Annotated in this window: 15 protein-coding genes; 6 read left to right on the top strand and 9 right to left on the bottom strand. The window is 39.3% G+C overall.

Annotated features, from left to right (window positions below; translation table 11 throughout):
- Positions 1-22 precede the first annotated feature (22 nt).
- From ACJG85_RS01250 to tsaB, 3 genes are read left to right on the top strand one after another with little or no spacing between them, the layout of a single operon-like run.
- A complete protein-coding gene (locus ACJG85_RS01250) occupies positions 23-1,468 on the top strand; it encodes a TolC family protein (RefSeq protein WP_409678071.1) in 1,446 nt (481 codons plus the stop codon).
- Between the two features lie 3 nt (positions 1,469-1,471).
- A complete protein-coding gene (locus tag ACJG85_RS01245; RefSeq protein ID WP_412476738.1) occupies positions 1,472-2,767 on the top strand; it encodes an efflux RND transporter periplasmic adaptor subunit in 1,296 nt (431 codons plus the stop codon).
- Between the two features lie 12 nt (positions 2,768-2,779).
- On the top strand, positions 2,780-3,442 hold the full coding sequence (tsaB, locus tag ACJG85_RS01240; RefSeq protein ID WP_409678065.1) for a tRNA (adenosine(37)-N6)-threonylcarbamoyltransferase complex dimerization subunit type 1 TsaB: 663 nt from the start codon (positions 2,780-2,782) through the stop codon (positions 3,440-3,442).
- On the opposite strand, the gene ACJG85_RS01235 is transcribed toward tsaB, so the two are convergent.
- From ACJG85_RS01235 to ACJG85_RS01220, 4 genes are all read right to left on the bottom strand, one after another.
- Positions 3,443-4,276 carry a mechanosensitive ion channel family protein gene (locus tag ACJG85_RS01235; RefSeq protein ID WP_409678062.1) on the bottom strand — a complete coding sequence of 278 codons (834 nt, stop codon included), beginning with the start codon at positions 4,274-4,276 and terminating at the stop codon, positions 3,443-3,445.
- 66 nt (positions 4,277-4,342) lie between these two features.
- Positions 4,343-4,702 carry a hypothetical protein gene (locus ACJG85_RS01230; protein ID WP_412476737.1) on the bottom strand — a complete coding sequence of 120 codons (360 nt, stop codon included), beginning with the start codon at positions 4,700-4,702 and terminating at the stop codon, positions 4,343-4,345.
- Positions 4,703-4,754: 52 nt separating this feature from the next.
- Positions 4,755-6,773 (bottom strand): thioredoxin domain-containing protein, encoded by a 2,019-nt coding sequence (locus tag ACJG85_RS01225; protein WP_412476736.1) that lies wholly within the window; start codon positions 6,771-6,773, stop codon positions 4,755-4,757.
- 173 nt (positions 6,774-6,946) lie between these two features.
- The gene (locus tag ACJG85_RS01220; RefSeq protein ID WP_412464646.1) at positions 6,947-7,843 is read right to left on the bottom strand and encodes a NifU family protein; all 897 of its coding nucleotides are present in this window, start codon (positions 7,841-7,843) and stop codon (positions 6,947-6,949) included.
- Positions 7,844-7,970: 127 nt separating this feature from the next.
- Between ACJG85_RS01220 and ACJG85_RS01215 the strand changes: the two genes are divergently transcribed.
- From ACJG85_RS01215 to ACJG85_RS01205, 3 genes are read left to right on the top strand one after another with little or no spacing between them, the layout of a single operon-like run.
- Complete coding sequence (locus ACJG85_RS01215; RefSeq protein WP_412476735.1) at positions 7,971-14,306, top strand: choice-of-anchor L domain-containing protein; 6,336 nt, start codon at positions 7,971-7,973, stop codon at positions 14,304-14,306.
- Positions 14,307-14,311: 5 nt separating this feature from the next.
- Positions 14,312-15,310 carry a PorP/SprF family type IX secretion system membrane protein gene (locus tag ACJG85_RS01210; RefSeq protein WP_409676234.1) on the top strand — a complete coding sequence of 333 codons (999 nt, stop codon included), beginning with the start codon at positions 14,312-14,314 and terminating at the stop codon, positions 15,308-15,310.
- 41 nt (positions 15,311-15,351) lie between these two features.
- Positions 15,352-15,870, top strand: coding sequence for a gamma carbonic anhydrase family protein (locus ACJG85_RS01205; RefSeq protein WP_412464644.1), 519 nt, complete (start codon positions 15,352-15,354; stop codon positions 15,868-15,870).
- A 108-nt stretch (positions 15,871-15,978) separates the two neighbouring features.
- Here the strand turns inward: ACJG85_RS01205 and murI are convergent, their stop codons facing one another.
- The 5 genes from murI to ACJG85_RS01180 form a co-directional block, all read right to left on the bottom strand.
- On the bottom strand, positions 15,979-16,758 hold the full coding sequence (murI, locus tag ACJG85_RS01200; protein ID WP_409676240.1) for a glutamate racemase: 780 nt from the start codon (positions 16,756-16,758) through the stop codon (positions 15,979-15,981).
- 70 nt (positions 16,759-16,828) lie between these two features.
- Positions 16,829-17,329 carry an OmpH family outer membrane protein gene (locus ACJG85_RS01195; RefSeq protein ID WP_409676243.1) on the bottom strand — a complete coding sequence of 167 codons (501 nt, stop codon included), beginning with the start codon at positions 17,327-17,329 and terminating at the stop codon, positions 16,829-16,831.
- Between the two features lie 23 nt (positions 17,330-17,352).
- Positions 17,353-18,345, bottom strand: a complete 993-nt coding sequence (locus ACJG85_RS01190) for an OmpH family outer membrane protein (RefSeq protein ID WP_409676246.1) — start codon at positions 18,343-18,345, stop codon at positions 17,353-17,355.
- 34 nt (positions 18,346-18,379) lie between these two features.
- Positions 18,380-21,127: a BamA/OMP85 family outer membrane protein gene (locus ACJG85_RS01185; protein WP_409676249.1), complete on the bottom strand. Its 2,748-nt coding sequence runs from the start codon at positions 21,125-21,127 to the stop codon at positions 18,380-18,382.
- Positions 21,060-21,800 carry an isoprenyl transferase gene (locus tag ACJG85_RS01180; RefSeq protein ID WP_409676252.1) on the bottom strand — a complete coding sequence of 247 codons (741 nt, stop codon included), beginning with the start codon at positions 21,798-21,800 and terminating at the stop codon, positions 21,060-21,062. Before ACJG85_RS01180 ends, ACJG85_RS01185 begins: the two co-directional genes overlap by 68 nt.
- Between the last annotated feature and the right edge of the window lie 3 nt (positions 21,801-21,803).

Genomic DNA, 21,803 nt, shown 5'->3' with positions numbered 1-21,803 from the left:
AGGCTTTAAAGCCTGTTTACTTATGAAAATAATTTTTAAAAAGTACTTTTTCTTGGGTTTGTTGATGCTTTTCTGTGGGAAGGTTTCGGCTCAAGCAAAAAAATGGACCATACAAGAATGTGTCGAGTATGCGTTGAAAAACAACATTTCTATTCAGCAATCTGAGCTCGATTTAAAGGCTACCGCTATTGATAAACGAGCAGCTTGGGGCGCCTTTTTCCCCAACTTGAATGCCGGTGCATCTCATTCCTGGAATATTGGTTTGAACCAAAATATTACTACCGGTCTTTTGGAAAACCAAACCATACAGTTTACCTCGGCCAGTTTAAATTCGAGTGTAGATATTTATAATGGTTTGCAAAATCAAAACCGTTTGCGCAGGGCCAAGTTGTCGCAGATTGCGGCCCAATACCAATTGACCAAAATGCAAGATGATGTTTCTTTATATGTAGCCAATGCCTATTTGGACATTCTTTTCAATAGAGAAAACCTGAGAGTACAGCAAAACCAATTGGCCAACGATGAAAAGCAAATGCTACGTACCCAAGAGTTGGTGGACGCCGGAGTAGTACCAAGAGGTGATTTATTAGACATGAAAGCTACCGTGGCTTCGGATAAACAGCGTGTTATTGCAGCCGAAAATGCCTTGTTGCTTTCCCGTTTGAGTTTGGCGCAATTGCTTCGTATTGAGGATTTGCAAAATTTTGATGTAGCCGATGTTGATATGGAAGCTACTGCCAGTCCGGTAATGTTACAAACACCTGAAGCTATAGTAGCCAAAGCCAATGAAGTAAGGGTAGAAATTAAAATAGCGCAAGCCAATCTCGATTTGGCGGAACGCGACATTAAAATTGCCAAAGGTGCTTTGCAACCGAGTGTGACAGGTTTTTACAGTTTTAGTACCAGAGCAGGATACTCTGATAGGGTTTCAGGTGCCGTTATCGATGGCGCTAACCCAACCACCATAATCGGACAAGTAGAAGGTACCGGACAAAACGTAGTTCAACCGAATTTTATTCCTTTATTCCGAAAAGCGGCACCGGTATTTGATCAGTTTAGTGATAACAAAGGGCATAACTTCGGTTTGCAATTGAATGTGCCGATATTTAATGGCTTCTCTGCCAAGAACTCGGTAGAACGTTCTAAAGTAGCTTATGAAAAATCTAAGAATGCTTTCGATCAAGCCAAGTTAGATTTAGAAACTAATGTTTACAAAGCCATCACCGACACCAAAGGAGCGTTGAATACTTACGAGGCTTCAATCACTACTATGGAAGCCAGAAGAGAAGCCTTCAATTATGCCAAAGAAAGATATGCGGTAGGTTTAATCAATACTTTCGATTTTAACCAAGCCCAAACTTTATATTTAAATGCCCAATCCGATGTTATTCGTGCCAAGTACGATTACATCTTTAAAACGAAAGTAGTAGAATTATATTTTGGAATCCCAATCATTCAAAAACAATAAATCATGTCAAAAAGTAAAATATACTGGATCTCAGGAATTGCAATTGTTTTAATTGCGGTGTTATTAGTCTTAGCCAAAAATGGCGTTATAGGAAAAAAAGAGGAAGGAGTCGAGATTGAGACTGCCAAAGCCGATGAAATTACCATAGTGGAAACAGTCTCTGCCACCGGAAAAATTCAGCCTGAAATTGAAGTAAAAATTTCCTCTGAAGTATCAGGAGAAATCATCGATTTACCGGTGAAAGAAGGACAAGTGGTGAAAAAAGGCCAGTTATTGGTTAGAATCAATCCTGATTTGTATACATCTGGATACAACAGAACCATTTCTAATTTATCCGGAACTAAAGCCGGTTTGAGCCAAGCGGATGCTTCTTTTAAAGAAGCCAAAGCCAGCTATGAACGAAGCAAAATGTTATATGAAAAAGGCATCATTTCTCGTTCGGATTGGGACAAAGCGATAGCCTCTTTTGAAGTGGCCAAAGCCAATAAAGAGTCGGCTTACTTTAATGTACAAAGTGCCAATGCTACTGTTAAAGAAGCCAAAGACAACTTAGGAAGAACTACCATTTATTCCCCGGCCGACGGTACCATTTCTTCGTTAGGGGTTGAACTGGGAGAGCGAGTATTGGGAACCCAACAAATGACCGGAACCGAATTGTTGCGCGTAGCCAATTTAGACAATATGGAAGTAGAAGTGGATGTGAATGAAAATGATATTGTAAAAGTTAGCATCGGAGACAGTACCAATATTCAAGTTGATGCTTATTTGAAAAAAGAATTCAAAGGTATAGTGACCAGTATTTCCAATTCGGCCAGTACGGCTACTACTGCGGATCAGGTAACTAATTTTAAAGTGAAAGTCAGAATTCTTAAAGAATCTTATCAAGATTTATTAGAAGGCAAACCGGCGAATTTTTCTCCTTTCCGTCCGGGTATGACAGCAACAGTAGATATTATTACCACCAGAAAAGAAAAAGTGGTGGGTGTGCCAATTAGCGCTGTTGTAGTTAAAAACGACACTACCTCCAATTCTAAACCCGAGATGAAAGTGGAAGGCGATGACAAGAAAGTAATGGCCAAGAATGACAAAAAATTCGAATGTGTTTTTGTAAAACAAGGTGATAAAGCCAAATTGAGAGTCATCAAAACCGGAATACAAGACGACACCAATATCGAAGTGGTTTCGGGCTTGAAAAAAGGAGATGTAGTAATTGTAGGGCCATATACCACTGTAACCAAAGATTTGAAACCCGGAGATAAAGTTATAGCTAAAAAATCGGCAGAAAAACCTAAGAAATAATCCTTTAAGGCCTTGAATTATATTTTAAATATTGAAACGGCAACCAAAAACTGTTCGGTTTCTTTGGCTCGAAACGGGGAAACCATTTTGTACAAAGAAATAGCAGAACAGGGCTATTCACATGCTGAAAAGTTACACGTTTTTATTGAAGAGATCTTAAAAGAAAGTCAAATCGATATTAAGTTACTCAAAGCTGTAGCCGTGAGTAAAGGGCCGGGTTCTTACACCGGTTTGAGAATTGGAGTTTCTACGGCCAAAGGTTTGTGCTATGCTTTGGGAATTCCGTTAATAGCTGTGGATACTTTGGCTGTTTTAGCACAAAGCGTTTCACAAAAAAACGGATTGATAGTCCCTATGATTGATGCCCGCAGAATGGAAGTGTACAGTGCAGTATTCGATCATAATCATCAAAAAATTAAAGACGTTCAGGCCGAAATTTTAACCGAAAACAGTTATTCGGAAGTAACAGATACTATTTATATAGTAGGCGATTGTCAAGAGAAATGCCAAACGGTTTTAACCAAGCCCAACTTTGTGTTTTTGTCTGAAAAGGTATTTCCTTCTGCTCAGGAAATGAGTGTTTTGAGTTATGCAAAATTTGAGCAAAACCTATTTGAAGACGTGGCTTATTTTGAGCCGTTTTACTTGAAAGATTTTATGCTCAATCCAAAGTAGCTATCCCTTCGAAGCTTCTCTTACAAAAGGTTGGGTAACGATACCCGCAGCATCAAAAGCTTCTTTACATTGCTCTAAAATATCAGAACTCATATCGCCAAAGTCTTGATTTTTAGCCCAAGGTTTAATGGATAAATGGATGGCCGAATCGGTTAAATCTCTAACCACAACTGTTGGCGCCGGATTTTTCAGCACCATAGGGTGGTTTTGCATAACTTTCATTACAATGTCTTTCGCCGTTTTAATGTTTGTGTCGTAAGAAAGCGAGAAGGTCAAATCTGCTCTGCGATTGCCTTGCATCGAATAGTTGATGATGACATTGTTAGACAAAATGCCGTTTGGAATAAAAATCGTTTGGTTGTTGCCGGTGATGAGTTTGGTGACAAAAATTTGAATTTCCAACACGGTTCCAACTACGCCTTGTGCTTCGATAGTATCGCCTACTCGAAACGGTTTGAACAATATAATCAGCATCCCACCGGCAAAGTTGGACAGCGAACCTTGCAACGACAAGCCAATGGCCAAACCGGCTGCTCCCAAAATCGCCACGAATGAAGAGGTTTCAATGCCCAATTTCGAAATTACGCTAATAAACAACAACACACGCAACGCCCAGAGTAAACTATCGGCTAAAAACTTCGATAGTGTTGGGTCGAGTTCTCTTTTGAGCATGATTTTCTTCACCAAACGGTTGATGACACGAATGGCATACAATCCCAAAAAGAGAATGACCATGGCAGATATCAGCTTAGGAGAATAATCAATCAGTAGTTTGATAAACCGATCAACATATTCGGCAAACGAATGGATGTATTGTAGTTCTTGTTTTTGCATAAATCGATAAAAAATCCCGAATGGGATCGGGATAATTAGCGTTTACAAAAGTACAATTTTTTAAAATTAATCAGCGTCTTCTTCGATGCGATTTGGTGTTTCTTTTGTTGGTTCCTCGGTGTCTTCTGAAGCATCTGCGGCAAACGAGTTGATTTTCTCTTTTACAGTCTCTTCAGCATTCGAGGCAAATTCGCTTACTTTTTCTTTAGCACTTTCCACCACATTTTCAATGGTTTCAGCAGCTTGCGGAACATATTCGCTGATTTTCTCTTTGGCGGTTTCAACCAATTCTGCTACTTTGTCCACTACCGGTTCGGCCATTTCTTTTACTTTTTCTATGGCTTCTTCAGCATTAGTTTGTGTTGTTTCAGCAGGATTGCTTTTAGCGCTGCCGAATAATCGTTTTAAAAAATCTCCAAATCCCATACCCTTGTTGTTTAATGGTTACTACTAACAATAATACAAAATTTTGATGAGACTAGCGTTTTGTTTTTGTTATAATTTCTTGAAAATCAGCGGTTGGTAAGTCGCAGGCTTTGTTTTGACACCAATAAAATAAGGTTTGGTCTTCTACAAATCGATTCGCTAAAAAAGGCAATTCCGAGGCTTTGTCGGTTCCGGCTACGATTAAATTCGGGCTGTACCAACCGTTAATTTGTTTCAGATAATCAAGCGCTTTTTCACTGCAAATGGCCAATTCGTTTTGAGACTCGGAGAAGTGCAACAGCAAGTTTAACCAATTGGAAAAAGCAGAAGGATAATCGATAGTTGGTAGGATGTGTTGTAGCATTTGTTTCGCCACTTTTTCGTAATACGAATGGTGGAAATAGATACTCAATCGGAATAAATTTACCGCCATAACCGAATTGGCTGCAGGTATTACATTGTCTTCTACTTCAAAATGCGTTGTGACTAAAGCTTCATCCCGATGCGAGGTAAAGGAGAAAAACTCCGCTTGGTCGTTGTAAAAGTTGTCAAACGAATAATCGGTTAATTGCTTGGCATAGGTTAACCATTGTTCGTTTAAGGTGATTTCGTAAAGCGAAATAAAGGCTGCAATGACATGTGCATAATCTTCTAAATAAGCGTTGATGGTAGCTTTATTATTTTTGTAAGTTCGGAACAAATGACCTTCCGGACTCCATATTTTTTTTACGATGAATTGCGCGTTTTTAAGTGCGATATCAGAATATTTCTGATTTCCGGTGGCTTTGTAAGCCTCTGCAAAACCTTTCAGCATGATGGCATTCCACGATGTTATACACTTGTCATCTAATCTTGGTTTGCTTCGGTTTTCTCTGATTTCGTAAAGTTTGGCCTCCCAAATTTTTTTCTTTTCGCTCAAGGTTTCAACCGATAAGTTGTTTTGGGCAGCGATATCTGACAACGGTTGATTCTGAATCAACACATAATTCCCATGTTCCCAATGCCCGAACTCGTTGATGTTGAATACTTGGGCAAACAAGTCGAAATCTTCGCCCAGAATTTGCTGTAATGCTGTACTAGTCCAAACATAAAAAGCGCCTTCTTCCAGCTGGTTTTCGGAATTGAGACTGTCGGCATCCAAAGCGGCATAGAAACTGCCTTCCTCGGTGAGCCATTCTTTTTCCACAAAGCTTAGTGTTTTTTCAATGACTTCTTGGTACAACGGATTTTGGGTTAATTTGAAGGCATTGGCATAAAGGGAAACCAATTGTCCGTTGTCGTACAACATTTTTTCAAAGTGCGGCACGTGCCATTTTAAATCGACTGAATACCTTGAAAATCCGCCGTCAACAGTATCAAATAAACCGCCATAAGCCATCTTGGTTAAGGTTAGGTTGACAAAATCCAGCAATTCTTGGTTTTGGGTTAGATGACCATATTTTAGCAGGAATTCGTAATTGGTTGGCATCATGAATTTGGGTGCTCTGGCCATACCGCCAAAGTCCCAATCAAAACTTTTTTGCCATTTTTCGAGTAGTTTTTCTAAAATGGTAAAATCGAAGTCGGTATTGTTTTCAGACTTTGGAACGATGCTGATGGTTTGTAAACCTTCGTGCAATTGTTGGGCGTAGTCGTAGATGGTTTCCGGATTTTGGGTGTAAATTTCCTGTAGTTTTTCGAGGGCGTTGATCCAGTCGCTTTTTCGGAAATAAGTGCCGCCCCAAATAGGTCTGCCATCGGGTAATGCCACTACATTCATAGGCCAACCGCCGCGTCCGGTCATTACCTGTACGGCTTTCATATATACGGCATCAATGTCGGGGCGTTCTTCGCGATCGATTTTGATGTTGATGAAATGCGCGTTCATGACTGCTGCCACTTCTTCATCTTCGAAACTTTCGTGTTCCATAACGTGGCACCAATGACAAGCTGAGTAGCCTATGCTAATCAGGATCAGTTTGTTTTCGGTTTTAGCTTGGTCCAACGTTTTGGTATTCCAAGCTTTCCAATGCACGGGATTGTTGGCGTGTTGTAATAAATATGGACTGGTTTCTAGATATAGTTCATTCATTGCAATGGTTTTAGCCCGGATTGAAGCAAGTATCCTTTTTTTAAGATGAGCGTTTTATTTTGCACTGGTTTTGTAAAAAAAGATACTGCGGAAAGCCGGGAATAGCTCCTGAAAAAATTAAAAAAAGCGCCATAAATAATGACGCTTAAAGGTATGTTTTTATTTTGAAATAGTTAGCCGTTTAATGCTTCTACTACGATGTCTTTGTCGTTCAGCATGTCTTTCAACATGTTTTCGATGCCGTTTTTTAGGGTGAAAGTTGAAGAAGGACAGCCGTTACATGAACCTTGAAGGACTACTTTTACTCTTTTTTGGGATTCGTCATAAGAATCGAACAAAATATTGCCTCCATCGGCTGCTACAGCTGGTTTTACGTACTCTTCGAGGATGTTTACGATTTGTTGAGAAGTAACATCGAGTTGGTCGAAGTTTTTAATTTGTTGTTTTTCCTGTTTCACGTCTTCGGCAATTAGGCTTTCATCTAAAACGATGCCGCCGTTTTCAAGGTATTCTTTGATGAAAGTGCGAAGTTCTAAAGTGATTTCATCCCAAGAAACACTGTCATATTTGGTTACGGAGATATAGTTTTCGTTGATAAAAACTTCCTTAACAAAGTGAAATTTGAACAATTCCTGTGCTAAAGGCGAGGCTTTGGTTTCATCGATGTTTTTAAACTCCACCATGCTTTTGGTTAGCCCTTTGTTGACTACAAATTTTAGTGAAGCCGGATTAGGTGTCGTCTCGCCGTAGACCGTTATAGGTTGTTTTTTGGTTTTGTTTTCGGAAGGCAATACAATGACACCGCCGTTATTAACGAACGTTTCAATTTGCTCAGCCACTTCGTCTTGCACATCGGACCACTCCACAATGCTGAATCTTTCAACAGCGATAAAGTTTCCCGAAATGTAAACGGTTTTTACAAAAGGCAAGTAAAATAACTTTTGGGCCAATGGCGAATTTTTGGCTTCATCAATGTTTTTGAACTCAAAATTTTCATTCTGAGTGATGAAATCCGGGAACTCAAACTTAATTATTGTTGGGTTTTGAGTCTCTTTTATGGTGATTTTCATGAGAATAGTTTATTTTTCTGCAAATTTAACAAAGTTATTTTCTGTGAATACTTATATTTGGACAATTAAACAATTATTAACATTTGTAAAGCAAATTGTAAAGTTTGCTCCAAAAAACACGACATTCATGAAAAGAGCACTACTTATTTTTTTCTTTTTATTGGTTTCGATAGATTCTTTAGCCCAACCAATTACCGTTAATAATAACACATACACTGTTCCTCAATTGGTTCAAGATGTGCTTTTTGGAAGTAATGGTCCGAACTCCTCTTGTGTTGGAACGGTTTCCAATATTACTTGGAGTACGGGAAGCGGTTCAAGTTCAGGACCGGGTTTCGGCTCCTCCAATGGAATAGCTTATTTTCAGAATACCAATCCAAATTTTCCTTTGAGCGGTGGTGTTATTTTGAGTACCGGTAACGCTATGAGTGCTCCGGGACCTAATACCAGTACGTTAAGTGATGGTAACAACGCCTGGCTTGGAGATAATGATTTGTTTAATTATATTAATGGTTTAGGAATAGATCCTCTATTAACAGATTACAATAATGCCACTGTATTAGAGTTTGACTTTACTCCGTTAACCAACCAAATGAGTTTTGACTTTTTGTTTGCTTCAGAGGAATACGGAACTTTTCAATGTTCTTATTCAGACTCTTTTGCGTTTTTCTTGACTAATGTTACTGCCGGGACAGCTCCGGTAAACTTGGCTTTAATTCCAAGTACAACAACCCCGATTTCAGTAGTGACTATTAGAGATGATGCCAACAATAATTCTTGTACCTCTGAAAACCCATCCTATTTTGGCGTTTTTAATGGTGGTGCTAATGCTGCAACAGCAGCCACTAACTTTAATGGTGAGACAGTCTTAATGACGGCTACTTCAGCAGTAATTCCGAATAATGTTTACCATATTAAGTTGGTTATAGCCGATAGAAATGATACATCATATGATTCAGCCGTTTTCCTTGGAGCCGGAAGTTTTGATATTGGATCTGCGGACATTGTTGGTACCGGGCAGTTTGATGGCTTACCTGATCTTTCAGGGACAAATGCAGTTTGTGGTTCGGAAACTGTTACTATTCAGGCAGGGACATCTCCGATTTTAGGAGCTACTTATGAGTGGACCATAGACAATAGTGTGATACCAGGCGCCAACTCTTATACTTACACTATAACTGATGAAGGTAATTATTGTGTTACCATTACTTATCCGAGCGGTTGTGAGCAAACCGATTGTATGTTGGTTGAATACATTCCATCTTTACCTATTGGAACGCCAAATCCTTTGGTTGAATGTACTGCTCCTTTTGATCTTACTGAAAATGCAACACTTATTTTGAATGGACTTAGCAACTCTCTTAGTTATCACCATTCTTTGGTTGATGCCCAAGAGTTGGCTGCTCCTATTTTAAATCCAAGTAATTATAATGGTGTTGATGGCGAGGTAATTTATGTTGCTTTAGAAGATGATACCACCGGATGTATTGTAATTACACAATTTCCTTTGCAAATAGATCCGGCTTTGTGTATTACCGGTCCGGTACCGCAAACACCTCCCAATTTGGTGAGCTGTGAAAGTAGTTTCGGAAGTGGTTCTGCAACTTTTAATTTTACGCCACAAACTCCAATAGTTTTAGGAACTAATTATGCAGCAACAGATTATACCGTTACTTATTACACCAGTCAATCTGCGGCCGATACCGGGGTTGGGCCAATAATTCCGCCTAACGCATTTTTAGGGACTAATGGACAAACCATCTATGTGAGATTAGAAGACAATGCCGATCCGACTAGTTTTGGCACAACATCTTTCCAATTAACAGTTAATCCGTTACCAACAGCTTCAGTTGCTATTTCACCAGCTGCCGTTTGTTTAAATGAAACAGCTGTAATTACCTTTTCCGGAACGCCAAACGCTGAGGTAACTTATAGTATTGATTCCAATCCGGCTCAAACAATAACGTTGAATGGAGCCGGTACAGCTTCGATTAGTACAGCACCAATCACGGCTCCGTCGACTTGCAATTTGATCAATGTACTTAATCCCGCCACCACCTGTTCTCAAACGCTCACGGGTTCGGCTACAGTTACGATTAATTCTGCACCAACAATATTTACTCCATCAGATTATGTAGTTTGTGATGACAGCTACAACAACGATGGTTTTTATTGTGGTTTTGATTTGACGACAAAGATTAATGAAATTACCGGCGGAGATCCGAATATTGTTGTTGAGTTTTTTGAGACTTCTACCAGTGGTTCTCCAATAGCGAGTCCTTATTGTAATATTGATCCGGGATTGCAAACGATTTATGTAAGAGCCTACAACACGGGTTCACCGTCATGTTTTAGTACTACCACTTTCAATTTGATTGTTAATCCGTTGCCGCTAGCCAATCCGGTTATCAGCAATTATGAGTTGTGTGATTATACCAACCCCGGAGATGGAGTAGAGGTGTTTACCTTGAACAGTAAAGACACGGAGATAGCTAACGGTCAGTCTAATGTAAGTATTGCTTACTATGAGAGTTTGTCAGATGCACAAACCCAAACCGGAGCGTTACCAAACTTATATCCTAACACAAGTAGTCCACAAGAGATTTGGATTGTTATTACCAATACTGTTACCGGATGTAACTCTATCAGTTCATTCTTCTTGGTGGTAAATCCATTACCGGTAGCTGTTACACCGGATCCGATTTTTCAATGTAGTAATGGTGTTTCCAACCAAGCTATTTTTGATTTAACGGTTAATGAATCTGTATCAACCGGAGGTGCTACAGGTGTAGTGGTTACTTACCACAATTCCTTGGCAGAAGCCCAAAATGAATTGAGTCCTCTAAATGCGTTGTCGTATTTAGGAACCGATAATGAAACAGTTTACATCAGAATAGAGGACATCAATACGGGTTGTTACTCCACTACCACCCAATTATTAAGAGTTACATTAGGGCCATTGGCTTTAACACCACCGGCACTTCACTATTGTGATCCGAACAACGATGGTTTTGGTGTATTTAACTTAGAAGATGCTACTTTGGCTATCCAAGGCGGTTCACTTCAAACCGGTGTTTCGGTGACTTACCACGAAACCCCGACAGATGCTTTGATAGGTGGAAATCCGTTAACGAGTCCTTATGAAAACATCAACGATTGGAACCAAACGATTTATGTTAGAGTGTTCTATACTTTAACCGGCTGTGCCAATTATGTAGAGTTAGAATTGATAGTTGATCCAACCCCTGAAGCCACAGAGCCGAATGATTATGAGTTGTGTGATTATACGGGAGCTGTAGGTTTTGAGAGTTTTGATTTGACTACTACTGTACCTCAAATCTTAGGCAGTATCGACCCATTAACACATACGGTGACTTTCCATACGAGTTTGGGTGATGCTCAAAACGATACGGGAGCTATTACAAGTGTTACAGGTTATGTTAGCGCTACCGCTACTTTGTATGTAAGAGTAGAGAATAATAACACGGGATGTTTTGATATAGTGACTTTAGAGTTAATTGTAAATCCGTTGCCAAACTCTTCACAACCCAACTATCCGCAATACACTTTGTGTGATTACAATGGAGCAGTAGGTTTTGAAGTATTTAATTTGGCCGACCAAGTAGACGATATTTTATTAGGTCAAACCGGTATGACAGTAAGCTTCTATCCGAGTTTGAACGATGCACAAAACAACACTAATGAGATTACCAACTTACAATACCAAAACCAAGACATTTATGTACAAACCTTGGGTATTCGTATTACCAACAGCACTACAGGTTGTTATGTAATCTCTACTATGGATATTCGCGTAGTGCCGCTACCAACACCTATACCGCCAACCCAACCTTACACCATTTGCGATGACAATCAGGATGGTTATGCGGGATTTGATTTGAATACCTTAACAACAGATATATTACAAGGAGCCGCATACATTATTACGTATCACGAAACGTTTACCGATGCAGAAACAGGTAGCTCGGCCATCGACACTACAGTGTTGTATGACAACTTGTATGCTTTTACCCAAACCCTTTATGTTAGAGCAGTTGACCCTAACACCGGCTGTGTAACAGTAATGCCTATAGTTTTACGCGTGAATCCGAGTCCGATTGCACCCATTAATTTGGATAACATAGAAGTTTGTGATCAAGACAACAACACCCAAAATGCAACCACCGGAGTTGATTTAACGGTTCGTACAGCTGATGTATTGGCTCAGCAACCTTTGGCTGCCAGTAACTATACCGTAACTTATTATACGAGTTCAACGGCAGCACAGCAAGGTACATCTCCAATTATTCCGGCTACAAATTATGTGACCACAAGTCAAAAAATTTGGGTTAGGGTAGAAGACAACAATACCGGATGTTACAATATCGGTTCGTTTGATATCATCGTGAACATTCCGCTTTTACTCACTACACCAACACCGCTTAGTTTGTGTGATGACGATGCTAATCCGAATGACCAATTCCATAGTTTTGATTTGACGGTGAGAGATGTGATGATTACACAAGGTTTATCGGGATATACGGTTACTTACTATTCAACCTATGCTTTGGCACAAGTTGGAGGCGCAAGTGATATAGCTGATTTTACCAATTATACTAACGTTCAACCGGCAGTACAAACCTTAGGGGTACGCGTAACGAGTGCTGCGGGTTGTTACAGTGTAACAACATTAGACATTAGAGTATTGCCGATACCAACACCAAACACCAATCCGCCGAGTTTAGGTGCGCAGTGTGATTACAACAATCCGGGAGATATGTTGGAGTACTTTGATTTAACGGTGAATGCGGCATATATCTTGAACAACGACCCTAACTTAACATTGGAGTATTATAACAGCCAGGCCGATGCGATTAACCAGGTGAACCCGATTATCAATCCAAGCAATGCCTTAGTAGGAGATGTAGACCCGAATGAGCAAAGTGTTTGGATAAGAGTAGAGAACAACCGAGTGGATTATTTAGGGAATAACTGTTATGTTTTGGTGGAACAACCGTTAACGGTTAATGCGTTGCCAACAGTGGCTACTATAGCCGACTACCAAATCTGTGAGGCTGATCCATCGGGAGTAAATGACGGATTTGAAGTATTTGACTTAACGAGTCAAATCACCGCCTTGATGGCCAATAACCCAACACCGCCGACATACACTGTAAGATTCTATGAAGATGCAGCTTTGACCATTCCAATCAACACTCCGGCTGCTTATACGAATCTTACTAACCCGCAAACGATTTATGTTCAAATCACTAATGATGTAACAACTTGTCGCAGCGTAGTAGGTCAGTTCAATATTTTGGTGAATCCAAAACCAACCATCAATATAGTAATGGCTGATATGTTGGAGTGTGATTACGATGGGGTAAACGACGGCTTGATGTTGTACACCCAAAACCCGACCAATGCCCAACCAAGTTTGGCAGGTTATGTGGATGATATTTTAGGGGCAGGGCAAACGGCACCGACTTACCTAGTAGAGTTTTATTTCAACAGTCAGGCCGATGCCGATGCCGGCAACTCAGCTAATGCGTTGACTAACTTAGATACCTATCAAGTACAAACGGGTACTTATTGGATAAGAGTAACCAATACGGTAACGGGTTGTTATCAGTTGGATTCTTTTGATGTAGTGATAGAGCAATTGGCCGAGCCTGTAATCACCAGCAACACCGGAAGCAATATTGCATGTGTGAATTGGAACCAAACGATAGTGAACAACAACTTAATCTTAGACAGTGGTATTACAGCACCGAACTACACCTTTAATTGGTATGCCGACGGTAACTTGATTACAGGAGCTAATTCATCCACGTATGCGGTAACGGATATCAATGCAGACAGTGTTACTTATACGGTAGAGGCCGTGAGTGTAAATCCACCGTTGTTAGGCTGTGTGTCTGTTATTACAGCGGCATCTACTTTTGAAGTGGTTCGTTCGGGAGCAGCGGCAAACATTACTTACACAGTAACCAATGCCTTTGCAGAAAACCAAATCATCACTGTAACCAATGATGGTTATGGGGTGTATGAGTATAGTTTAGACGACGGACCAAGACAAGCGAGCAATGTGTTTGAGAATGTATCGTTGGGCAGCCATACGATTTATGTATGGGATGTTAGAAGTCCGGATGGGTATTCTTGTGGTGTGGTATCGATAGATAACGTACAAGTGATAGATTACCCACGTTACTTTACACCAAACGGTGATGGATTCCATGATAAATGGAATGTAACCGGATTATTTAATTATGCCAATACAACAAAAATTTATATATTTGACCGCTTCGGAAAACTAATAAAACAGATTAGTTCGGCAGGTGATGGTTGGGACGGAACCTATAACGGACAATTATTACCGGCTACAGATTACTGGTTTACAGTAGATTATCCTGAGCAAGGAACTATGAAACAATTTAAGGCCCATTTCTCATTAAAAAGATAGTTACAATGAATTTTAGAAAAATTTACTTATTAGTAGTGCTTTTGGTATCACAACTTTCAAATGCTCAGGAAGGATTACCGGTTTATTCGGATTATCTCTCTGATAATTATTACTTGTTGCATCCTTCTATGGCAGGAGCGGCTAATTGTGCCAAAGTCAGACTAACCGCAAGACAACAATGGTTTGGACAAGAAGACGCACCCGCTTTGCAAACTTTAAGTTTTAATGGTGCTTTGGGAGACAGATCAGGAGGAGGTATTATAGTTTTTAATGATAAGAATGGGTATCACTCACAAACAGGAATGAAATTGACATATGCACATCATTTAATGTTTTCAAGAGATAAAGTAGATTTGAATCAGTTGTCCTTTGGTATGAGTGCCGGTTTTGTGCAAAGTAGTTTAGACCAAAGTACTTTTTACACTAACGATCCATCTTATGACCCGTTAATTTTTAGTTCTATTCAAAGAGCTTCCTACTTTAATGTTGATATTGGAGCGTCTTACAACTTTTTGGATTTTTATGTACACGCTACAGTAAAAAATGCTTTGGCCAGTGACAGAAAATTATATTCAGATCGTGAACCGGTAAATTTGAGACGTTTTATTTTGAATGCCGGCTACACGTTTGGTGATTCTGAAACTATTTTATGGGAGCCTTCTTTTATGTTCCAATTGGTGACACAAACCCAAGAGAAAACAATGGACTTTAATATCAAAGCATACAAAGAGTTAGATTTTGGTATGTTATGGGGTGGCCTTTCGTACAGAAGAAGTTTAGACGGTGCTCAGTTTGTTGAGGGAAATGCCGTTTCTGATCAAAAAATGCAGTATGTAACGCCTATCATTGGTGTGAATTTTAAAAATTATGTATTCTCATACACTTACTCTCATTTGTTGGGTAATGTTAAGTTTGATTCCGGAGGTTTTCACCAGTTAACTCTGGGGATTAACTTATTCTGTGCACCGGAGAAATACCACTGTAATTGTCCTGCTATTAACTAATTTTAGATACAAGTCCCGATTATTTCGGGACTATTTTTTTTATGGTAATCAAATCAGTAAACGGAAAACATCCTCAAATCCCGGAGGATTGTTATGTGGCGGAAAATGCCACTATTGTGGGTGATGTAACTTTTGGAAGTTCTTGTAGTGTTTGGTTTAATGCAGTCGTAAGAGGCGATGTTCACTTTATTAAAATTGGCAATAAAGTGAACATACAAGACGGAGCTGTAATTCATTGTACATATCAAAAACATCCCACGGTTATTGGCAATAATGTTTCTATTGGTCATAACGCCATTGTACACGGTTGTACTATTCACGACAATGTTTTGATTGGTATGGGTGCGATTGTCATGGATAATTGCGTGGTGGAAAGCAATGCTATTGTGGCTGCCGGAGCTGTGGTAACACAAAACACCGTTGTAGCTTCCGGAACAATTTATGCCGGTGTACCGGCCAAGAAGGTAAAAGACATCAATCAATCGGATTTTGCCGGTGAGATTGAGCGTATTTCTAACAATTACGTGATGTATTCGAGTTGGTTTAAAGACGACGAATAATAGAAGCCTTTAGTTGGAATATAGCCCCGATGGGAGTAGTTATCCCCGATACTTCGGGATAACTCGGACAGCGGGAACAGGGTTTAAAGAATGCCCGAAGTTTGGCTTCTAAAAATCTTTTTGAAATACCTTGTATTGCTGTTTCAGGATGTCACTCAATACTTTTGGGTTGGCATTAGTATAAAAGATAGCTTTTCCTTTTTTTGTGTCCTCACTTAAACCAACATGCTCGACTAATATTTTTTTTGTTTGACGTGCTACCGCTTCGCCCGAATCAATGATTTTAATATGATTTGGGAGGATTTTTTTGATTTGTGGTATCAAGTATGGGTAATGGCTGCAACCAAGGACGAGATAGTCGATATTGGCCTCAATCATAGGTTCTAAATAATCGCGCAATAATTGATTCATTTCCGGAGAATTGATGTCGCCGTTTTCTATTAGTGGGACTAAACCGTGACCAATTTGTTCGATAATTTTGGTGTTCTGAAACTGCTGTGCGGTTTGGTGGAAAAGTTCGCTGTTAAGGGTGCCTTGAGTGGCTAAGATACCGATTACATTTTTTTGAGAATTGAGGGCAGCCGGTTTGATAGCCGGTTCGATGCCTATAAATGGGACTTGGTATTTGGCCCGAAGTTCTTTTATGGCATTAGTAGTAGCGGTATTACATGCTACCACGATGATTTTACAGTTTTGTTCCAAAAGGAACTCAGTGTTTTTACAGCTTAAGTGAATAATTTCCTCTTTTGATTTTTGTCCGTATGGAGCATTCTTGCTGTCGGCCAAATATATAGTGTCTTCATTGGGCAATAATTCATGGATTGCAGCCCAAATTGAGGTGCCGCCTATACCGGAATCAAAAAGGCCAATAGGATTGTTATTCGTCATATAACAAAAATAAAAAAAACTGCTCAATCCTGATGGGAATGAGCAGTTTTTAAAGATGTATTTTTTGATTTTAGAAGCCTAAGTCTTTTTTAACATCAGCAGTTAAATCCGGACCGTCAGCTAAAAGTAAGTCAGCTAAGTTCAATACGTATTGGTATCCTTTCGCTTTTCCAACTTTTTGGATAGAAGCTTTGATTTTGTCCATCAAAGGTTTTACCAAATCAGATTCTTTCTTTTGTAATTCTTTTTGAGCGTTGTCTCTGTAGTCGGTAATTCTTTTTACTAAATCTTGTACTTCAGTTTGACGGGTTTGATTTACAGCATCACCAACAGTTCCGGCTTCTTGCTCATATTTTTGTACCTTTTTTTGGTATTCTTCCGCCATAGTTTTGTATTCTGCATCATAAGTGGCACTCAATTTTTCCAATTGTTTTTGAGCGTCTAACATCGCCGGCATTTTAGAAATAATTTCATTTACATCTACATGTGCCGTTTTAGCTTGCGCATTGATAGTTTGACTTGCTCCTAAAAACAATACAGTAGCTATTAGTAATGATTTCAATCGTTTCATTTTAAAAAGTATTAATTAATTATTTATTCTGTTTTTGTTTCTGTTTTTTTATCTTCTTTCGCTTTTTTGGCGGCTTCTCTTTCTTCGAGTATTTTTTTCTTTTTGTCCTCTAAGGCTTTTTTGCGTTCTTCCAAAAGTTTGGCTCTGGCGGCAGCTTTTGCTTCTTTAGAGTTAGGATTGGCCATGGTGCTGTCTGAGGCTGTTTTAGCTGTTTCGGCAGCAGGTTTGTCCGTTGGTTTGTCATTAGCAGGAACCGTGCCATTTTTTTTAGCTTCACGAGCTTCGGCTGCTGCTTTTCTTTTGTCTTCGGCTTCTTTTTTCTTTGCTTCAGCAGCTAATTTTCTGTCTTCCATCATTTTATCACGAGCCGCTTTTTTATCTTCTAAAGCTTTTTTTCTCGCAGCTAAAGCAGGATTTTCGTCTTCAACGTCTTCTTGGTACTCTTTCTTTTCTTGCTCTTTAAGCTCTTTTTTAGATAGTTGTTCTCTTCTTTCAGCACGTGTGATGGCGCGAATTACTTGGTCGCTGATGTCGTGTCTTTTGGCAGAGAATAGCATAGTCAAGTCAGATGATTTGTCAAAGATGAAATCATATTTTTTAAGTTCGGCTATGTCTTGAACGGCGGTAAATACTTGGTCTTGGATAGGCTTAACCAATACTGCTTTTTGGGTGATTAAATCACCGTTAGGGCCGAATTTTTTCTGTTGGAATTCGATTAGCTCATTTTCCTGGAACTTGATTTCTTCTTCACGTTCTTCAATGAGTTCTTTGGTTAACAGCGCTCTTTCGGTTTTAAGGGCATCTTTTAATTTTGCAATCTCAACTTTTTTAGCTTCAATATCTTGCTTCCATTTTTCGGCTTTTTGTTCCAATTGATTTTTGGCTTCAGTATAGTCGGGAACATTCTGTAGAATGTATTCCATGTCGATGTACCCAATTTTTACTCCGCGGCCTTGTGCGATGGCATTGTAACCAAAGAATAAAAGTAGTATTGATATTGCAAAATATTTTTTCATGCCATTATGATTTAAAAATATGTACCAAATATAATTAAAATTGTTGACCAATGATAAAATGTGTTTCCCAACCATTCTTTTGAGTTAATCCAGGGACAGCATCAAATCCGTGAGCAAAATCAATTCCTAATAATCCAAAGGCAGGCATAAAGATTCGGATACCAAATCCGGCAGAGCGTTGTAATACGAACGGATTGTATTCTCTGAAAGTGTCAAAAGACGAACCGGCTTCAACAAAAGTCAATGCATAAATTGAGGCAGCCGCTTTTAAAGTTAACGGATAACGCAATTCCAATGAGAATTTGTTGTAAACTGTTGCTCCGTCTTGATTGGATAGGGATTGGTTAGGATAACCTCTCAATTGAATTACTTCTCTACCATCGAGGGCAAAGTTGGCCAAACCATCACCTCCTAAGAAGAAACGCTCAAACGGCACTAAACCTCTACCGCTGTTGTATGCACCCAAGTATCCGAATTCGCCGAGAGCTCTCAAAACTAAAGCTTTAGATGGAGAACCGGCCAAACGGGTGTACCAATCGGCTTTGAATTTTAATTTGTAGTATTCTAACCATTTGAATTTTTCCTGATCCACTCTACCTTGGTCGGCAGAAGCATCTTGATAGGCATATACTTTTTCATAGATTCCCGAATTTTCGGAGGTTTCCTTTAAGAAGTCGCCCACAGCCGGTAACTCGCCATTAGCATTTGGCGTAATGTTGAATCCGCCGTTTTCTCTATAACGCAATTTGTAAGCTTCTTGGTTTTGTAAGTCGCCATAGTTTATACCATTAAAGGCTGAATAAGGTAAGGTAAATTTGGCGGTGAAACTGAATTCCGAACCATAAGTTGGGTAAATCGGGTTTACTCCTTTATTGTTTCGGCTCAAGCCCAAAGTGAATGCTAAGTTACGAGAAGCACCGTCGCCAAAAGTAAATAACCCTGTGTTGTAATTGTTTAAGTCGTAGTACTGGAAACTTACCGAGTTAGAGAATACAAAAAAGTCATCCGGTACGGTTAAACGTTTAGCATAACCCACAGAAAGTGAGGTGATGTTGAAGCTTTTGCTTCGGTCTACATTGGTAGAACGACCGGTGTATAAAAATTGTTTACTGTGTGATAATGAAGTCGAAAATTGAATTGGTTTTTTACCGCCTAACCAAGGTTCTGAAAACGACAAACTATAGGTTTGGAAGAAGGAACTCGCTTGTAAACGCAATGCTACCTTTTGTCCGTCACCCATTGGAAGTGGTTTGTAAGCTTCTTTTTTGAACATATTTCGGGCGGAGAAGTTGTTGAATGAAAGTCCTAAAGTTCCGATGAATCCGCCACCGCCGTAACCACCTTGCAATTCAATTTGGCTGGAACCTTTTTCCACTACGTTGTATTCGATGTCTACCGTACCAGCTGCAGGATCTACATTTTTAAATTTTGGATCGATTGCTTCCGGATCGAAGAAACCTAATTGTCCAATCTCACGGATGGTTCTCACTAAGTCTTCTTTGCTGTATTTTTGTCCCGGTTTGGTTCTCAGCTCTCGGTAGATAACACGGTCATTGGTTTTGTCATTTCCAACTACGGTAATGTTGTTGAAATAAGCCACCGGTCCTTCGGTTACTCTAATCTCAAAATCGATAGTGTCATTAGCGGTTTTAACCTCTACAGCATTGATGTTTGAGAACAAATAACCATTGTTTTGGTACAAGTTGGTAATGTCTTCTCCATCCGGTTTGGTTTTGTCGGCAATTCTTTTTTCCAATAAAACACCATTATAGGTTTCTCCTTTTTTAATCCCCAAAACACGGCCTAACAATTGGTCTGAATATACAGAATTCCCCAAAAACTTGATGTTTCCAAAGTAATATTTTCTACCTTCTTCTACTTTAACATTAATAGCCAGTTTGGTTTTTTTGGCGTTCAAGAAAACGGAGTCGGTTACAATTCGAGCATCGCGGTATCCTTTTTCTTTGTATTTGGCCACGATAGAGGTTAAATCTTCTTGGTATTTGTCTTTGATGAATTTAGAGGCTTTGAAAATGCGAATCGGATTGATTTGCTTGGTGTTTTTCATGGCACTTCTCAGTTTCTTGTCTGAGAATTTCTCGTTGCCGTCAAATCTGATTTTAGAGATTTTCAGTTTGTCGCCTTTGTCAATATTCACCAACATCTTCACCTGATTTCCTTCGGTGGTATCCGGAGTGGTGGTAATGAAAACCTTGGTGTTGAAGTAACCGTCTTTTTTGTATTTGTTTTCCAAGTAATTTTTGGTGGTAGTAATGAGGTTTTCATTCACAATTTTGCCCTTGGTCAAACTATTTTCCTTGATTAAATCTTCCACTTTGGATTTTTTAACGCCTTGGATTTTAACATCGCTCAATTTAGGGAGTTCGGCAATGTTTAAATCGAGCCAAATGCTATCGCCTTCTGTTTTATTGATGTAAAAATCGATGTCGCTGAACAATCCTAATTTTCCCAATTTCTTGATGGCATTACTGATTTGTTCTCCCGGAACGGTAATTTGTTGCCCTTTTTCCAAGCCGGAGAATGTCACAACGGTTTGTTGGTTGTAACTGATTTTACCCGTCACAGTTACATCGGCTAATATGTATTTCTTTCCTTGATCAAATGGGATTCTGTCTTGGGCGTGTAGTTGAAAAACAGTTCCGAAAAAACATAGCGTCAGAATTGTTTTTAATGTATTGATATGCACTGAAATATTATTTAATTTGTTCACTTGTTTTTCCAAATCTTCTTTCTCTTTTTTGATAGCTAATGATGGCTTCATATAAATCGTCTTCTTTAAAATCGGGCCAAAGTACATCGGTAAAATAAAATTCGGCGTAAGCGATTTGCCAGAGCAGAAAATTACTGATTCTGTGTTCGCCGCTGGTTCGTATTACCAAATCTACATCGGGCAGATTGTGCGTGTAAAGATGCTGATTAATAATTGATTCATCAAGCGCATCAATTGAAATTATATTATTTTTAACTTTATCACAGATAGTTTTAACAGCATTTAACAATTCCTCGCGAGAGCCATAGCTCAAGGCCAATGTCAAAGTCATTCGAGTATTGTTTTTCGTTTTTTCCATAACCGCCAAGAGTTCTTTTTTGGCTGTATCAGGAAGCATCGCAATGTTTCCGATGCAATTCAAACGAATGTTGTTTTTTTGAAGGGTTTCGAGTTCTTTTTTTAGCGAAGAAATCAACAAACGCATTAAAGTATCAACCTCCAGTTTCGGGCGATTCCAGTTTTCGGTTGAAAAGGCATATAAGGTTAGGTTTTCTATTCCTAATTTGGCACAGGTTTCTACAGTAATTCTGACCGATTTGGTGCCGTTTTCGTGACCAAACGCTCTCATTAAACCTTTCTGCTTTGCCCAACGACCATTGCCATCCATAATGATGGCCAAGTGCTTTGGTAAGTTGTCTTTGTTTATTTTATCGTTTAGATTCATTGT

The sequence above is a fragment of the Flavobacterium mekongense genome, assembly GCF_047038255.1.
Lineage (GTDB): Bacteria > Bacteroidota > Bacteroidia > Flavobacteriales > Flavobacteriaceae > Flavobacterium > Flavobacterium mekongense.
The sequence above is the reverse complement of the archived record's forward strand: the minus strand, read 5'-3'. Positions and strand labels throughout refer to the sequence as shown.

Bases quoted from the DNA above. Each gene is read 5' to 3' on its own strand.
- ACJG85_RS01195 (WP_409676243.1), bottom strand. From the start codon at position 17,329: ATGAAACGATTGAAATCATTACTAATAGCTACTGTATTGTTTTTAGGA.
- ACJG85_RS01245 (WP_412476738.1), top strand. From the start codon at position 1,472: ATGTCAAAAAGTAAAATATACTGGATCTCAGGAATTGCAATTGTTTTA.
- ACJG85_RS01190 (WP_409676246.1), bottom strand. From the start codon at position 18,345: ATGAAAAAATATTTTGCAATATCAATACTACTTTTATTCTTTGGTTAC.
- ACJG85_RS01220 (WP_412464646.1), bottom strand. From the start codon at position 7,843: ATGAAAATCACCATAAAAGAGACTCAAAACCCAACAATAATTAAGTTT.
- ACJG85_RS01230 (WP_412476737.1), bottom strand. From the start codon at position 4,702: ATGGGATTTGGAGATTTTTTAAAACGATTATTCGGCAGCGCTAAAAGC.
- ACJG85_RS01215 (WP_412476735.1), top strand. From the start codon at position 7,971: ATGAAAAGAGCACTACTTATTTTTTTCTTTTTATTGGTTTCGATAGAT.
- ACJG85_RS01225 (WP_412476736.1), bottom strand. From the start codon at position 6,773: ATGAATGAACTATATCTAGAAACCAGTCCATATTTATTACAACACGCC.
- ACJG85_RS01250 (WP_409678071.1), top strand. From the start codon at position 23: ATGAAAATAATTTTTAAAAAGTACTTTTTCTTGGGTTTGTTGATGCTT.
- ACJG85_RS01235 (WP_409678062.1), bottom strand. From the start codon at position 4,276: ATGCAAAAACAAGAACTACAATACATCCATTCGTTTGCCGAATATGTT.
- ACJG85_RS01205 (WP_412464644.1), top strand. From the start codon at position 15,352: ATGGTAATCAAATCAGTAAACGGAAAACATCCTCAAATCCCGGAGGAT.
- ACJG85_RS01210 (WP_409676234.1), top strand. From the start codon at position 14,312: ATGAATTTTAGAAAAATTTACTTATTAGTAGTGCTTTTGGTATCACAA.
- ACJG85_RS01185 (WP_409676249.1), bottom strand. From the start codon at position 21,127: ATGAAGCCATCATTAGCTATCAAAAAAGAGAAAGAAGATTTGGAAAAA.
- murI (WP_409676240.1), bottom strand. From the start codon at position 16,758: ATGACGAATAACAATCCTATTGGCCTTTTTGATTCCGGTATAGGCGGC.
- ACJG85_RS01180 (WP_409676252.1), bottom strand. From the start codon at position 21,800: ATGAATCTAAACGATAAAATAAACAAAGACAACTTACCAAAGCACTTG.